Below are 16,057 nucleotides of genomic sequence, written 5' to 3'. Positions count from 1 at the left end.
GGCCGCCGGGCCGAATCTGCACGCCCTGTGACCATCTTTGGAAGCGTTTCCGCCTCCGGGCGTCACGCAGAGCGAACCAACGTTGTCAAAGGTTGGTATATCGACTGATCTGCGGATATGACGTCATATTTCCAACGTGGCAACGAACTCTTGCCAACGTTGTCAACGCTACTTATAGTCCGTGGCACCTCTCGGTCGGTGATGAGCCTGTCCGCGCAACGGAAACGGAGGTGACTTTCGTCATGAACGAAGCGCCGCGGCCCCAATTCGAAGACGTCCAAGATGTCGTCCGGTACCAGCTAAGTCGACGGAGTCTGGTCGGAGGAGGTGCCGCGGCTGCGATGACGGCCTTCCTCGCGGCCTGCTCCGGCGGAGGCTCGTACTCCGACAAGCCAGCCAACAACAACAAGCCGGTCGCGACCAAGTCGATCCAGATCGGCAAGGCCAACATCCCGGTCCCGCGGGATCAGTCGGTGATCGTCGGCCAGGTCGAGTACACCGTCTTCGACAGCTTCAACGGGATGATCCCGAACGGTTCGCCCTCGGGCGCCGGCGTGGAGCTGAGCACGGAGCCGTTGTTCTACTTGAGTTTCGCCACCGGTGAGATGCGTCCCTGGCTGGCGACCGAGTACAAGTACAACGACGACCACACCGAGGTCACCTTCAAGTTCGACCCGAAGGCGCACTGGAACGACGGACAGCCGCTGGGGGCGGCCGACTTCAAGTTCACGATGCTGCTGCTGCGCGACCGGCCCGATCTGTTCGGCGGCGGCGGTGAGCTGAAGGAGTTCGTCAAGGACATCGAGGTTCCGGACGCGCAGACCGCCGTGGTCAAAATGCTGAAGCCGGGACCGCGGTTCCACTACAACTTCATCTCCGCGATCGCGGGTCCGCCGCTCGGGATCATGCCCGAGCACATCTGGAAGTCGCAGGACCCGACGAAGTTCAAGGACAACCCGCCGGTGCACAGCGGTCCGTACAAGCTGAAGCAGGCGATCCGGAACCAGAAGATGTTCATCTGGGAGAAGGACCCGAACTACTGGAACAAGGACAAGCTCGACGTCAAGCCGCAGTACGTCGTCTACCAGAGCACGTCGAAGCAGCTCGACCAGGCGTCGCTGGCGTTCGAGCGCGCGGAGTTCGACGTCGGCTCGGTGGACGAGCAGCACGCCAAGCAGCTGCGCAACACCGGCTACCCGGCCTTGCAGACAACGCAGTTCCACGACCCGAACCCACGGGTGCTGTGGCTGAACTGCGACCCGTCGCGGGGCGTCATCTCGGAGCCGAAGATGCGCTGGGCGATCAACTACTGCCTCGACCGGGAGAAGATCGGCAAGTCGATCTGGCCGGTCCCGGTGCCGCCGGCGCAGTACCCGTGGGCGGACTACCCGACCAACGACAAGTGGAAGAACGACGAGCTGGCGAACAAGTACAAGTTCGAGTTCAACCCGGACAAGGCGACCCAGCTGCTCGACGAGATCGCGCCGAAGAACGCCGCCGGCAAGCGGACGTACAAGGGCAAGGAGATCAACCTCGAGATCATCACGCCCTCGCCGGTCGACGGCGGTGAGTACGCGATCGCGAACGTGCTGAAGACCGAGCTCGCCAAGGTCGGCGTCCCGGCCACCCTGCGCAGCCTGGCCGGCAACGTGCACGACGAGAAGTTCCAGCGCGGTCAGTACGACATCGACTCGAGCTGGGCCGGTATCGCGATCGACCCCGAGCAGCTGTACTCGGACTGGACCAGCGACAAGTACCAGCCGGTCGGCAAGAACGCGGCCGGTAAGAACAAGCTGCGGTACCGGAACCCGAAGTTCGACGCGATCTCGGAGAAGCTCGCCCAGCTCGACCCGAACAGCGAAGAGGCCAAGCCGCTGCTGAACCAGGCGCTGGAGATCTACTTCCAGGACCTGCCGATGCTGTCGGTGATCCAGACCGGCTACCCGTCGTACTTCAACACCACGTTCTGGAAGGGCTGGCCGACCGACGACGACCTGTACGAAGTGCCGTTGAACTGGTGGCAGCACTTCATCTTCGTGCTGGGCAAGATCGAGCCCACCGGGCAGAAGGGACCGGCGTGACGGCGGAAGCCCCGCCTGCGGTCGCTGTCGACAAGAGCCAGGACTCCGCACCCGTCTCGGGGGTGCGGGCCTGGCTGTCGCGGCATCCGCTGGCGGCGTACGCGCTCCGCCGGTTCGGGTTGTACCTGATCGAGCTGTGGGGCGCGCTGACGATCGCGTTCTTCTTCTTCCGGCTGATGCCGGGTGACCCGATCCAGACGCTGATCCAGACGCTGCAGCAGAACTACATCTACAACGCCCAGGCGAGCGCCGAGATCATCGCCCGCTACAAGCACGAGTTCGGCCTGGACGGGAACCTGCTGACCCAGTACGTCGTGTACATGGAGAAGCTGGTCCTGCACGGCGATCTGGGGCCGAGCCTGATCAACTACCCGACGCCGGCCCAGACCGTGATCCTGCGGGCGTTGCCGTGGACGATCGGCCTGCTCGGCATCTCCTCGGTGCTGGCCTGGATCCTCGGTGTGCTGATCGGCGCGATCGCCGGCTGGCGACGCGGCAAGCTCGGCTCGGCGATCGCGACCAACCTGTCGATCGCGCTGTCGCACGTGCCGTACTTCTTCGTCGCCCTGATCCTGGTGTACATCTTCTCGTACTCGATGGGGTTACTGCCGGCCAGATCGGCGTACGACTCGAACATCGAACCGGCGATCAGTCTCGAGTTCATCGGCAGTGTGCTGAAGTACGGATTGTTGCCCGGTCTGTCCATCGTGGTGATCGGGACGTTCAGCTGGATCCTGTCCACCCGGATGCTGATGGTTCCGATTCTCGGCGAGGACTACCTGGTGTACGCCGAGGCGAAGGGCCTGAAGAGCTGGCGGATCCTGACCCGGTACGCACTGCGGAACTGCTACCTGCCGCAGATCACCGCGTTCGGGATCTCGCTCGGCTTCATCTTCAACGGCAACGTGCTGGTCGAGCAGCTGTTCAACTATCCGGGTCTCGGGACCACGCTGGTGACCGCGATCCAGCAGCTCGACTTCAACACGATCCTCGGCGTCACCGACATGGCGATCTTCTCGGTGCTGACCGCCGTCCTGCTCCTCGACCTCCTGCTCCCGCTGCTTGACCCGCGGGTCAAGTACTGGAAGTGATGACGATGAGAATCCTGACGGCAGTACTGCGGACGATCCGGAACAGCCGGCGGCTGGCGACCGGACTGGTCATCCTCGGGGTGCTGGTCCTGCTCGCGCTGTTCAGCCCGTTGATCGCGAAGGCGATCGGCGGCGGCCAGGACCCGATCGAGTTGGCGGCGTACGACAAGTGGCTGGTGCCCGGGCCGGGGCACCTGCTCGGCACCGACCAGTTCGGCCGGGACGTGTTCGCGATGGTGGTGAAGGCGCTGGCCGTCTCGCTGCAGATCGGAGCGATCGCCGGTGTCATCTCGACGGTCGTGGGCGTGATCGTGGCGTTCGTGGCCGGGTACAAGGGCGGCTGGATCGACGGGATCCTCTCCACGTTCACCGGCATCCTGCTGGTCATCCCGACGTTCCCGTTGCTGATCGCGCTCTCGGCGTACGCGAAGAACGTCAGCCTGTTCCAAGTCGGCGTGATGATCTCGATCTTCGCGTGGCCGTTCGCCGCGAAGACGATCCGCTCCCAGGTGCTGAGCCTGCGGACCCGGCCGTACGTCGATCTGGCCCGGGTGAGCAAGGCCCGCGACCTGGAGATCATCACCACTGAGCTGCTGCCGAACCTGCTGCCGTTCATCGGCGTCGGGTTCGCGTCCTCGGCACTCGGCGCGATCTTCGGGCTGGTCGGTCTGGAGATCATCGGGCTCGGGCCCGGTGGCGTGATCGACCTCGGTCAGATCATCTACAGCGCGATCAGCACCGGTGCGCTGACGCTGGGAGCCTGGCCGATGTTCGTCGTACCGGTCGGACTGCTGACGTTGCTGTTCGCGGCGCTGAACATGGTGAACATCGGCCTCGAAGAGGTCTACAACCCGCGGCTGAGGGGAGTGGCCGGTGAATAACGTGCCAGCCAATGTTCTGGAAGTGAAGGGTCTCGAGGTCGTCTACTCCACGAACCGCGGCGATGTGCAGGCGGTTCGCGCGATCGACCTCGACGTCCGCCGCGGCGAGATCCTCGGGATCGCGGGCGAGTCGGGCAGCGGGAAGAGCACGCTCGCGGTCGCACTGCTCCGGCTCCTGAAGGCGCCGGGCAAGGTGACCGGCGGCTCGGTGATGTTCCATCCCGCCGGACGATCGCCGGTGGACCTGCTGAAGGTGCAGGGCGAAGAGCTCCGGGTACTGCGGTGGAGCGCGCTCTCGTATCTCCCACAGGGATCGATGAGCTCGCTGAACCCGGTGATGCGGGTGCACGACCAGTTCAAGGACGTGATCGTCGAGCACGCACCGAACCGCAAGGAAGCGGTCGGCGACATGATCCCGCGGCTGCTCGCGCAGGTCGGCCTGGAGCCACGGGTCGCCCGGATGTATCCGCACGAGCTGTCCGGTGGGATGAAGCAGCGGGTGCTGATGGCGATCGCGGTCGCGCTCGAACCCGACCTGGTGATCGCGGACGAGCCGACCACCGCGCTCGACGTGACGATCCAGCGGGTGATCCTGCAGTCGCTCGCCGACCTGCGTACCGATTTCGGCGTGACGCTGATGGTGATCTCGCACGACATGGGTGTGCACGCGCAGCTCGCGGACCGGGTCGCGGTGATGTACGAGGGCAGGCTGGTCGAGGTCGGCGGCGTACGCCAGGTGTTCAAGGATCCGCAGGATCCCTACACCCGGCAGCTGATCGAGTCGATCCCGCGCTTGGGAAGGAAGGCATCGTGAAGTCCGAGCTCGAACTTCGTGGCGTACAGCAACGATTCCACGCCCGTGGGGTCGCCGACGGCTACGTGACCGCGGTCGACGACGTCAGCTTCAGCCTGCTCGCGTCACCGCCGCAGATCGTCAGCCTGGTCGGTCAGAGCGGCAGCGGGAAGAGCACGATCGCCCGCAACGTCCTCGGCCTGCAGAAGCCGACGGCCGGGTCGGTGCTGTACGGCGGGAAGGACATCTTCAAGCTGAGCCGGGCGGAGTACGACGCCTACCGGCGCGACGTGCAGCCGGTGTTCCAGGACCCGTACGCGATCTTCAACCCGTTCTACCGGGTGGATCGCGCGTTGTGGAAGGCGGTCAAGAAGTTCAAGCTGGCCGACACCCGTGCGGCCGGCCTGGAGCTGATCGAGGAATCGCTGCAGGCCGTCCGGCTGGAGCCGGAGAACGTGCTCGGGCGGTACCCGCACCAGCTGTCCGGCGGGCAGCGCCAGCGGATCATGCTGGCGCGTGTCCACATGCTCCGCCCGTCGTTCATCATCGCCGATGAGCCGGTGTCGATGCTGGACGCCCAGGTCCGCAAGCACTTCCTGGACATCCTGCTCGACTTCCAGCGCGAGCACGGCATGACCACGCTGTTCATCACCCATGACCTGTCCACGGTCTACTACCTCGGCGGCGAGGTCATGGTCATCACCAAGGGCCAGATCGTCGAGCGCGGCTCGGTCGCGACGGTCATGCACGAGCCCAGCCATCCGTACACGAAGCTCCTGCTCGACTCGATCCCCCAACCCGACCCCGACCAACGCTGGACTTCCCGCATCCAGGTCGACGAGCTCGACCACCTCGACGACAACACCCCCGCCGACACCACCCAGCCGGAAGCCCCGATCATCTAGCGGATCGGGGCCTCCGGGCCGGGGGCTCAGGCCGTCTTGATGGCCGGGTCGCTGGTGCCGGGGGCGCCGGTTTCGACGTGGCCGGCGTAGCGGCGCAGGTACGTCGTGTCGGTCGTGGTGGTGACCGAGATGTCGTACCAGCGGCTGGTGGTGGTGACGGTGTACGTCGTCTTGCCCTTGCGGACGTCGAGGTTCTTGCTCTTGCCGGTGTAGGCGTCCTTGATCGTCACCCGGCGGGCGGCGTCGGAGGTGATGGTCAGGGTGAGGTTGCCGGCCTTGTCGCGGGCGGTGATCTCCAGGCCGGTCGCGGGCTTGCCCTTGAAGGTGCGGAGGAAGCCGTTCGGGCCGTGGACGGTGAGGTCGGTGACGCCGCCGGAGTAGACCGGGTTCCAGCTGTCGGCGACGGTCTTGCCGGCCTCGGCGGTGTACGTCCACGGGCCGTCGGTGCGGTTCGCGGACGTGATCAGGAACTGCGCGCCGGCGTGCGGCCCGGAGCTGAAGGTCAGCTTGTACTTGCCGTCGGCAACGGCTCCGTCGACGACCGGTGCGTAGGGCAACGGCCGGGTACGGCGGCAGCCGCGCTCCTGGACCGGCACCTGCCCGACCGCGGGCGGCGTCGGCACGTAGTCCGGGTGCCGCTTGTTGTCCGGCGGCTGGTACGACGTCGTGTCCGGAAGCTTGGCCGGCCGGGTGGCCGTCGTACCGAAGTCGAACGCGGACGACAGGTCGCCGCAGACCGCGCGGCGCCACGGCGAGATGTTCGGCTCGTGGACGCCGAACCGCGACTCCATGAACCGGATGATCGAGGTGTGGTCGAACGTCTCCGAGCAGGTGTAGCCGCCGGTGCTCCACGGCGACACGACGAGCATCGGCACCCGCTGGCCCAGACCGTACGCGCCGTGCGCGGCCTTCGTACCCGTGTACAGGTCCGGGCCGGGGTCGACCGTAGACAGGCCTTGTGATGCGGACAGCGGCGGGAACGGCGGTACGACGTGGTCGAAGAAGCCGTCGTTCTCGTCGTACGTGATGAACAGCGCGGTCTTGCTCCATACCTCCGGGTTCGAGGTGAGCGCGTCGAGGACCTGGGAGATGTACCAGGCGCCGTAGTTGGCCGGCCAGTTCGGGTGCTCGGTGAACGCCTCGGGCGCCGCGATCCAGGAGATCTTCGGCAGTCGGTTCGCTTTCACGTCCGCGGTGAGCTGCCCGAAGAGGCTCTCGCCGGCCTTCGCGTTGGTGCCGGTGCGGGCCTTGTCGTACAACGGGTTCCCGGCCGAGGCGTTGCGGTAGTTGTTGAAGTACAGCAGCGAGTTGTCGCCGTAGTTCCCGCGGTACGCGTCGTCGATCCAGCCCCAGCCGCCGGCCGCGTCCAGGCCGTCACCGATGTCCTGGTAGATCTTCCAGGAGACGCCGGCCTGCTCGAGCCGCTCGGGGTACGTCGTCCAGCCGTAGCCGGCCTCGTCGTTGCCGAGGACCGGGCCGCCGCCGGTGCCGTCGTTCCCGGTGTAGCCGGTCCACATGTAGTACCGGTTCGGGTCGGTGGAGCCCATGAACGAGCAGTGGTACGCGTCGCAGAGCGTGAACTTGTCGGCGAGCGCGTAGTGGAACGGGATGTCCTCGCGGGTCAGGTACGCCATCGTGGTCGACGTCTTCGCCGGGATCCACTGGTCGTACTTGCCGCCGTTCACGGCCTGGTGCGCGTCGCCCCAGCTGTGGGCGAGGTCCTGGATGAACTGCATGCCCAGGTCGTCGGCGTCCGGGTGGAACGGCAGGATCTCCTTGCCGAGCGCGTTCTTCTGGTGCCACACCGGCTGACCGCTCGGCAACGTCACCGGCCGCGGGTCACCGAACCCGCGGACACCGTTCAGCGTGCCGAAATAGTGGTCGAACGACCGGTTCTCCTGCATGAGGACGACGATGTGCTCGACGTCCTGGATGGTGCCGTACCGACGGTGCGCCGGGATGGCGGCCGCCTGCTCGATACTGTTCGCCATCGCGGCGAACGCGGCCGAAGCTCCGGCCAGTTGGAGGAACCTCCGGCGATTGATGTCTGGCATGCAAGTCTCCTGACAGGCGGTGGGGCGGATGGAGTCTGAATCACCAGCACTGCGACGGAGGCACCCTAATCTGAACGTTTAAACGATGGAAGATGAATTGCTCGCTTTCCACTTTGGCGCAAGACTGGACTAGTGCGGCCTGGGGGTTGGGGGAGGCTGCGATGGGTGGGCGGGCGCTTTTCGGCGCCAGGGAATCCGGGGTGGAACGGCTCCAGGCGGAGCTCGCGGCGCTGAACGACCAGTTCGCCGCGGCCAACGAGGTCCTGTCCGCGGTCGGCCGCTCGGCCGGAGACCCGGACACCGTCCTGACAACCATCGTCGAGAGCGCCCGCCGCCTGTGCCGCTCACAAGCCGCTCACCTGTACCTGTTCGAAGACGGCCACTTCCAGTTGAGCAAGGCAGTAGGTCTGACGGACGTGACGATCCAGTACCTGATCGAGCATCCGACGCCGCTGGACCGGACGACACTGATCGGCCGGGTCGGCCTCGACCGCACCACGCAGCAGATCCCCGACGTTCTCGCTGACCCTGCGTTCGGACGGCAGGATCTGCAACGCATGGCCGGGTTCCGGACCACGATGGGTGCGCCGATGCTGATCGACGACGAGGTGGTCGGTGCGCTGGCGGTCTGGCGCAACGAGGTCAGTCCGTTCGGGCAGGGCGAGCAGGACCTGGTCACCGCCTTCGCCGGCCAGGCCGCGATGGCGGTCAACAGCGTGAAGCTGGTCCAGCAGCTCGAGGCACGCGGCGCCGAGCTGGCCCGCAAGCTCGGCGAGCTGGAGGCGCTGCGCGAGGTCGGCGAGGCGGTGAACTCCAGCCTCGATGTCTCCAACGTGCTCTCGACCGTCGCGAAGCACGCGGTCCGGATCTCGGCGACCGACGGCGGCTCGATCATGGAGTACGACGAGGACCAGCAGTGCTTCCTGGTGCGTAGCGTGTACCGGACCGACCCGGGCGTGATCGAACAGCTGCGGACGACCCGGATCCATCTCGACGAGACGCTGGTCGGTCGCGCCGCCAAGCTCGGCCGGCCGCTGGCGGTCCCCGATCTCGGCGCGGTCGAGCTCGATCCGCACCTTGCCGTCCTGTACGACGCCGGCTGGCGCTCACTCGTCGCCGTACCTCTCTTGCGGGAGGGCCAGATCGTCGGGTCACTCGTCGTACGGCGCAAGCGGCCCGGTGAGTTCTCGGCAGAGACGCTTGCGCTGCTGGAGATGTTCGCCGATCAGTCGACCCTCGCGCTGCTCAACGCCCAGCTGTACCGCGAGCTCAAGCAGCAGAGTGCGGAGCTGGAGGTGGCGAGCCGGCACAAGTCCGAATTCCTGGCGAGCATGTCGCACGAGCTGCGTACGCCGCTGAACGCAGTACTGGGATTCTCCGAGGTCCTGCTGGAGCGGATGTTCGGGGATCTGAACGAGCGGCAGGAGGAGTACCTGCGCGACATCCACGGCTCCGGCCAGCACCTGCTCGAACTGCTGAACGAGATTCTCGACCTGTCGAAGGTCGAAGCCGGCCGGATGGAGCTGGAGTACACGACGTTCCCGCTGCGCCGGCTGCTCGACACCACGGTGGCGATGCTGCGTGAGCGGGCGACCGTCCACGGTCTCGAGCTGCGGGTCGAGATCGGACCCGGCATCGACGAGGTGTACGCCGACGAGCTCCGGCTGAAGCAGGTGGTGCTGAACCTGATGACGAACGCCGTCAAGTTCACCGACGACGGCGGTTCGGTCGTGGTCCGCGCGACGCGGTCCGGGGCCGAGGTCCACATCACCGTGACCGACACCGGCCGCGGGATCCCTCCGGAGGATCGCGAGCGGATCTTCGAGTCGTTCCAACAGGGAGGTCGCGGTCCGTCCCGGGAGGAGGGGACCGGGCTCGGCCTGACGCTCTCGCGGCGGATCGTCGAACTGCTTGGCGGGCGGATGTGGCTGGAGAGCGAGGTCGGCGTCGGGAGCACCTTCGGATTCTCCTTGCGCAGCAGGGAGAAGGAGGTCCGGCCGGATCCGGCCCGGGCGGTCACGGACGTCGTGGTGATCGAGGACGACAGGCCGTCGCTCGAGCTGATCACCGCGTACCTGTCCGGCCCGGTCGTGCGGGTCACCGTCGCGGGCGACGGTCAGTCCGGGCTGGACGCAGTACGACGGGTTCGGCCGGCCGCCGTACTGCTGGACATCCGGCTGCCCGGGATCGACGGATGGGCGGTGCTGCAGGCACTGAAGGCCGAGGAGGCGACCCGCGACATCCCGGTGGTCATCGTGTCGATCGTCGACGAACGGGGTCGCGGCGCGGCCCTCGGCGCGGCCGCCTACCTGGTCAAACCGGTCAGCCGGGACGCGTTGCTGCAGGCATTGCGGGCGGTCGGAGCGCTCGCCCACGACGAGGGGGAGAATCGATGAATCCAGGCCGGATCCTGGTGGTGGAGGACAATCCGAAGAATCTCAAACTGCTGCGGGACGTACTACGGTTCTCCGGCTACGAGGTGATCGAGGCGACGTCGGGTGAGGACGGGGTGCGGCTCGCGGCGTCCGAGCATCCCGATCTGATCCTGATGGACCTGCAGCTGCCGGGGATAGACGGCGCCGAGGCCCTGCGCCGGATCCGGGCCGGCGAGCGCGAGCACGCCGTACCGGTGGTGGCGGTGACGGCGTTCGCGATGGACAACGACCGGCACGACGCGTTCGAGTCGGGCTTCACCGGGTACGTCGAGAAGCCGATCAGCATCCGCCGGCTGCCGCAGCAGGTGCGCGACTTTCTCCAACTCGGCGGTGCGACGACATGACCAGAGTCCTCGTCGTCGACGACCAGCCGCCGAACGTCCGGTTGCTGGAGGCAATCCTCAGCCCGCGAGGGTACGACGTGCTGACCGCGTCCTCGGGTGAGCAGGCGCTGGAACGGATCGGTGCCGAGGACGTCGATCTCGTCCTGCTGGACATTCTGATGCCGGGGATCGACGGGTACGAGGTGTGCCGGCGGATCCGGGACCAGGTGGACACGGCGTACCTGCCGGTGGTGATGGTGACGGCCAGCGGTGACGAGCAGAAGGTGAAGGCGCTCGAGGCCGGTGCCGACGACTTCCTGACAAAGCCGATCAACCAGAGCGAGCTGCTGGCCAGGGTCGCATCGCTTGCGCGGATCAAGCAGTACCAGGACACCATCAAACGACAGGCGACCGAGCTGGCCGGATGGAACCAGGAATTGGAGTCGCGGGTCGAGCACCAGGTCTCGCAGCTGCAGCGGATGGGCCGGCTGCGACGCTTCCTCAGTCCGCAACTCGCCGAGCTGATCGTCGATTCCGGCGACGAGTCGTTCCTGGCCAGTCACCGGCGCGAGATCGTCGTCGTGTTCTGTGACCTGCGTGGCTTCACCACGTTCGCGGAGGCGAGCGAGCCGGAGGAGGTGATGGGCGTGCTCGAGGAGTACCACCACGCGCTCGGTGACCTGATCTTCCGCTTCGAGGGAACGCTCGAGCGGTTCGCCGGCGACGGCCTGATGGTGTTCTTCAACGATCCGGTCCGGTGCGAGGACGGTCCACTGCGTGCGTTGCGGATGAGCGTCGCGATGCGCACCAGAGTCCGTGGACTGGCCGAGGCCTGGAGCCGGCGCGGCCACGATCTGTCGCTGGGCATCGGGGCCGCGCAGGGCTACGCGACGCTGGGCACGATCGGATTCGACGGGCGACTCGACTACGCGGCGATCGGCAGCGTGACCAACCTCGCCGCCCGGCTGTGCGCGGATGCCGACCCCTGGCAGATCCTCGCGACCGAACGAGTCTTCAGCGCCGCCGGGGACGGGGTCCTGGGCGAGGACGCGGGACTCCGGGAGGTTCGCGGCTTCAGCCGGACCGTGCATGCCTACAGCATCCGTGGGCTCGACAACTCGAGGATTGCATCATGACCGGTGATCTGTGGACGGCGCCCGACCGGACGGAGCGCGTGCTGTCGGCGTTGACCGAGGCCGAGCGGTACGAGCGGTTCGATCTGCTGCAGGAGCGGATGGCCGGCGTGTGGGACGCGATGCGGCGCAACTATGACGACGAGTCGGTGATCGTCGTACCGTCGCTGACACTCGACAAGACCGAGGCTGAGACCGGGACCTTGATGCAGGCGTACGAGGAGCGGTTCTTGTTTTTGTTGATCTTGTTGCGGGAGCCGCGGTTGCGGATGGTTTATGTGACTTCGATGCCGATCGCGCCGGAGATCATTGAGTATTACCTGTCGTTGTTGCCGGGGGTGATTCCGAGTCATGCTCGGGCGCGGTTGTCGTTGATCTCGGTGGATGATGCGTCGCCGGTGTCGCTGAGTGAGAAGTTGTTGGCTCGGCCGCGGTTGTTGCAGCGGATTGCTGATCTGATTCCGAATCGGATGCGGTCGCATCTGGTTCCGTACAACACGACCGAGCTCGAGCGGGATGTCGCGATCAGTCTCGGGATTCCGATGTACGCCGCTGATCCGCGGCTCGCGCCGTTGGGGTCGAAGTCCGGGTGCCGGCGGTTGTTCGGGGAGCTCGGTGTACCGCATCCGCTGGGGAAGGAAGACCTGCGGAGTCTGGACGATCTGGCTGACGCGCTGCTGACGATGCGGGCCGAGCGGCCGGCGATGGACAGCGTGATCGTGAAGCTCAACGAGGGCGTTTCCGGTGAAGGTAATGCGGTGGTCCGGTTGAAGGGGCTGCCGGCGCCCGGCGCGGTGGGGGAGCGGGACGAGGTGTTGCAGCGACTTCGCGAGATGGAGCTGGAGTCCGTGACGACGCCGTTCGACGTGTACATCGCGAAGTTCGCGGAGAACGGTGGGATCGTCGAGGAGCGGATCGTCGGCGACGAGTTGCGCAGCCCGAGTGTCCAGCTGCGGGTCGTGCCCGGCGGGAAGGTTGAGCTGCTGTCGACCCACGATCAGCTGCTCGGCGGGGCGAGTGGGCAGAGCTATCTCGGGTGTGTGTTCCCGGCGGCGCCGGAGTACGCGCGGATGATCACCGAGCATGCGGCGGTGATCGGGCAGCGGCTGGCGGACGAGGGCGCGCTCGGGCGGTTCGCGGTCGACTTCGTCGTGGTCCGCGGTGCGGTCGGCTGGTCGGCGTACGCGATCGAACTCAACCTGCGCAAGGGCGGTACGACGCATCCGTTCCTCACGCTGCAGTTCCTCACCGACGGGCGCTACGACCCGCAGACGGCGTTGTTCCTGACACCGAGTGGGCAGGAGAAGCACCTGGTCGCGACGGACCACCTCGAGTCGGAGCTGCTCACCGGGCTCGGGCCGGCGGACCTGTTCGACATCGTCGCCCGCAACGGGCTGCACTTCGACCAGTCGCGGCAGGTCGGGATCGTGTTCCACATGATCAGCTGCCTGACCGAGCGCGGCCGGCTCGGGCTGACGGCGGTGGGAGACAGCCCGGCGGACGCGGATCGCCGGTACCGTGATGCTTCCCGGATCGTGCTGGCCGAAGCCGAGCAGGCCTTCGCGGAACGCCCGCTCCCGCTCTGAAGGGGTTTCATGCAGCGAGTTTGGTACGTCGCCTACGGATCCAACCTCGCACTCGACCGGTTCCGCTGCTACCTGGCCGGAGGCCGTCCCGAAGGCGGAGCACGCGTCTATCCGGGCTGCCGCGACCACAGCGACCCGGAAGCGATCGCCGGCGTCGAGTTCCCCGGCGGCCTCGTCTTCGCCGGTACGTCGAAGGTCTGGGGCGGCGGCTCCGCCTTCTACGACGCGAGCGCGGACGGGATCGTGGCCGGCCGCGCGTACCTCCTCACACCTGACCAACTCGGCGACGTCGCCGCCCAGGAGATGCGCCGCGAGCCCGGCGGCGAGTTCGCCGTGGACCTCGCCGGCCTGCTGCCCATGGTCGACTCACTCCACACGATGGGCCCGGGCCGCTACGAGACCGTGGCCCGCCTCGGCGAACGCGACGGCCTACCGATGTTCACCGTCACCCACGGAACCGTGGCCGACCTCGAGCCCTCCGCCCCGGCCGCGCCGTACCTGCGCTGGATCGCTACCGGCCTGGTGGAAGCGCACGGCTGGGGGATCGACCGCGTGGTCGACTATCTGCTCGCGGCGCCGGGCGTCAGGTCACGTTGGACGCCCGGCGCGTTGCGGTCAGTGCTTGATGGCGAGGCAGGTCGCGGTTGAGGTCTTGGTCGGGTCGCTTTCGGAGGTGGCGGTGAGGGTGATCTTGCCGATCGGGCCGGTGCCGGGCTTGGTGTAGACGGGGACGGTTACCTGCTGGCCGGCGTTGGCGGTCGCGAGGGCGTTGGGGAGGGCGACGGGCCAGCCGTTGGCCTTGGCGGACAGCCGGTAGACGTCGCCCTTCAGGTACTGCGTGATGTCCTCGGGGCCGGACGTCGTACCGGCCTTGCCCGTGTTGGTCAGGCGGAAGTTGCAGGTCTGTACGCCGCTGCGGTCCGGCTTCGCGACCGTGGGCAGGAGGCGTACGCCGCGCTTCTGCGCGCCCGAGCCGTCGAGCGAGCGGATCGCGACCGTGTACGACAGCACGCCCTTGCGGTCGCGGTGGACGTTGGTGATGTAGAAGTGCAGGCGGTTCGCGGTGTCGGTGTACTCGTACTCGCTGCCGGAGTTCGTGCCGGCGTGGAAGAGCGCGTCCGACAGCTGGCGGTAGTCGCCGATCGTGATCGGGACCTTCGTGCCGTCGGGCAGGACGTAGTCGGTCAGGTTGATGTCCTGCGGGTTCGCGTCGATCACCCACTCGAACGGCGCCCGGTCCTGGTTCTTGGTCTTCGTCAGCAGTACGCCGGAATCGGGCGTGAACGAGTCCGTACCCATCCGGTCGACCACCTCGACCGTGTAGTTCTGGTACCCGCGGCCGTCGCACATCGGGTCCGTGTTCACGTCGCACGGCGCGTCGAGATCGCCCGCGCCGCCGAGCTCGACGTTGACGCCGGACAGGTCCTTCGCGCCGGGGTTCACGCTGCGCGCGGTGACGTTCGCTATCACGACACCTGACGACGCGAGCGCCTCGCGGGACAACCGCAGTACGTTCTGCTCGTCGACCATCTGCAGCTTGACCTTGTTGCGCAGCATGTGTTGAGCGCCCATCGAGGCGCCGCCGGTCGCCGGGATCATCCAGCGGCTGTGTGGACCGCCCGGGCCGTTGAAGCTGCCGCGACTGAGCATCTCCCACGGGCCGGTGTAGTCGCGCCTGGCCGGGATGCTGTACGGGTTGTTGTAGTTGTCGCCGATCCCGAGGATGTGGCTGAACTCGTGGGCGAACACGCCCATCCCGGAGCTCTCCGCCTGCGTTGACGAGCCGCCGCCCGCGTTCGGCCAGATCGACGCGCCGGCGGCCCATGACGTCCAGTCGACGTACCGGGTGTCGGACCAGTTCGGCAGCGCCGGGTCCGGCGGGCCGAAGTCGTCGGAGACATCCTCCTTGGTCGGGAACTTCATCATCCCGAACTCCTGCCAGGTGGACGATTCGTCCTGCCCGGCGCTGAGGAAGAACACGAAGTCGAAGCCGGCCGGCACTTCGGTCCCCTGGTCGGCGACCCACGCGGCCTTGCCGTCGGTCCGGATGTCGCGGTCGCAGTTGTCGCCGGCCGGGCACTCCGCCGGGCTCTGGAACTCCATGCCGTACTCGTGCGACTTCCCCGGCAGCCGGTACGGGCCGAACGCGGTGAGGTCGACGCCGTACCGGCCGCCGGAGTCCTCCATCCAATACTCGTGCAGCGTGTGCCCGTGGTTGAGCGGCTCGGGCTTGTTCAAGAAGTCGTGGTAGAACGCCGGGACCTGGTCCCGCGGTACGCCGTTCGCCGCCGCACTCGGGTTGCCGAACACGGTCGAGCCCTTCGGCTTGGTGATGACGAAGTCCTGGTTCGGGTAGTCGAGCAGCACCAGCGCGCCCTTGAACGTGCGGACCGAACCCTTGACGTTCGGGTCGGCCCAGTTCGTCCCCGGCGGTTTGACGTAGTCGTCCCACGTCATGTGGTCCGGGTTCTCCCAGTTCTGCGGGTCGATCGGCCCCGGCAGCCCGGTCGCCGTCGTCTTCGCGACCCGCAAGTCCGGCCCCGACTGCTGCCAGGGCTGCTGCTGCGGCCAGTGCGGGTACTGCCAGGCATTCGCAGGATCCGGGGGAGCCGCACCGGGCGACGCAAGTGCCATCGACGGCACCGAGACGGCGGCCAGCACTGCAACCAGCCGCAGGACACGACGAACTTTCCGTTGCTCAGACACGGGCGGGCATCCGATCGACGAAGTGGGCGGAACATCGAGCATGCCTGCTGAGACGCCGGACTACAACAG

At 66.9% G+C, this 16,057-nt stretch carries 12 protein-coding genes; 10 read left to right on the top strand and 2 right to left on the bottom strand.

Translation table 11 applies throughout. The features are described from left to right. Window positions 1-341 precede the first annotated feature (341 nt). The 5 genes from FDA38_RS29825 to FDA38_RS29805 are packed head-to-tail and all read left to right on the top strand — an operon-like array spanning window position 342 to window position 5,751. Window positions 342-2,081, top strand: coding sequence for an ABC transporter substrate-binding protein (locus tag FDA38_RS29825; RefSeq protein WP_233714995.1), 1,740 nt, complete (start codon window positions 342-344; stop codon window positions 2,079-2,081). Beyond that, entirely contained in the window at window positions 2,078-3,172 is a 1,095-nt protein-coding gene (locus FDA38_RS29820) for an ABC transporter permease (protein WP_137257437.1), read from the top strand. The genes FDA38_RS29825 and FDA38_RS29820 overlap by 4 nt, the downstream gene beginning before the upstream one ends. A gap of 5 nt (window positions 3,173-3,177) precedes the next feature. Continuing rightward, complete coding sequence (locus FDA38_RS29815) at window positions 3,178-4,053, top strand: ABC transporter permease (protein WP_233714994.1); 876 nt, start codon at window positions 3,178-3,180, stop codon at window positions 4,051-4,053. A gap of 22 nt (window positions 4,054-4,075) precedes the next feature. Continuing rightward, window positions 4,076-4,867, top strand: coding sequence for an ABC transporter ATP-binding protein (locus FDA38_RS29810; RefSeq protein ID WP_233714993.1), 792 nt, complete (start codon window positions 4,076-4,078; stop codon window positions 4,865-4,867). Then, window positions 4,864-5,751 (top strand): ABC transporter ATP-binding protein, encoded by an 888-nt coding sequence (locus tag FDA38_RS29805; RefSeq protein ID WP_137257435.1) that lies wholly within the window; start codon window positions 4,864-4,866, stop codon window positions 5,749-5,751. The genes FDA38_RS29810 and FDA38_RS29805 overlap by 4 nt, the downstream gene beginning before the upstream one ends. Before the next feature lie 26 nt (window positions 5,752-5,777). Here the strand turns inward: FDA38_RS29805 and FDA38_RS29800 are convergent, their stop codons facing one another. After that, window positions 5,778-7,805: a phosphocholine-specific phospholipase C gene (locus FDA38_RS29800; RefSeq protein WP_137257434.1), complete on the bottom strand. Its 2,028-nt coding sequence runs from the start codon at window positions 7,803-7,805 to the stop codon at window positions 5,778-5,780. 200 nt (window positions 7,806-8,005) lie between these two features. On the opposite strand from FDA38_RS29800, the gene FDA38_RS29795 reads away from it, so the two are divergent. From FDA38_RS29795 to FDA38_RS29775, 5 genes are read left to right on the top strand one after another with little or no spacing between them, the layout of a single operon-like run. Continuing rightward, entirely contained in the window at window positions 8,006-10,201 is a 2,196-nt protein-coding gene (locus FDA38_RS29795; RefSeq protein ID WP_170989917.1) for a GAF domain-containing protein, read from the top strand. After that, window positions 10,198-10,584 carry a response regulator gene (locus FDA38_RS29790; protein WP_137257432.1) on the top strand — a complete coding sequence of 129 codons (387 nt, stop codon included), beginning with the start codon at window positions 10,198-10,200 and terminating at the stop codon, window positions 10,582-10,584. The genes FDA38_RS29795 and FDA38_RS29790 overlap by 4 nt, the downstream gene beginning before the upstream one ends. Beyond that, a complete protein-coding gene (locus FDA38_RS29785) occupies window positions 10,581-11,699 on the top strand; it encodes a response regulator (protein ID WP_137257431.1) in 1,119 nt (372 codons plus the stop codon). Before FDA38_RS29790 ends, FDA38_RS29785 begins: the two co-directional genes overlap by 4 nt. Then, the gene (locus FDA38_RS29780; protein ID WP_137257430.1) at window positions 11,696-13,282 is read left to right on the top strand and encodes a peptide ligase PGM1-related protein; all 1,587 of its coding nucleotides are present in this window, start codon (window positions 11,696-11,698) and stop codon (window positions 13,280-13,282) included. The genes FDA38_RS29785 and FDA38_RS29780 overlap by 4 nt, the downstream gene beginning before the upstream one ends. A 9-nt stretch (window positions 13,283-13,291) precedes the next feature. Further along, window positions 13,292-13,930: a histone deacetylase gene (locus FDA38_RS29775; RefSeq protein ID WP_137257429.1), complete on the top strand. Its 639-nt coding sequence runs from the start codon at window positions 13,292-13,294 to the stop codon at window positions 13,928-13,930. Here the strand turns inward: FDA38_RS29775 and FDA38_RS43480 are convergent. Next, window positions 13,898-15,988 (bottom strand): M6 family metalloprotease domain-containing protein, encoded by a 2,091-nt coding sequence (locus FDA38_RS43480; protein ID WP_267901771.1) that lies wholly within the window; start codon window positions 15,986-15,988, stop codon window positions 13,898-13,900. The two genes, FDA38_RS29775 and FDA38_RS43480, sit on opposite strands and share 33 nt — an antisense overlap. Window positions 15,989-16,057: the final 69 nt, after the last annotated feature.

Origin of the sequence: Kribbella jiaozuonensis (assembly GCF_005233875.1) — a bacterium.
Classification (GTDB): Bacteria; Actinomycetota; Actinomycetes; order Propionibacteriales; family Kribbellaceae; genus Kribbella; species Kribbella jiaozuonensis.
This window is presented reverse-complemented; position numbering and strand designations above follow the sequence as displayed.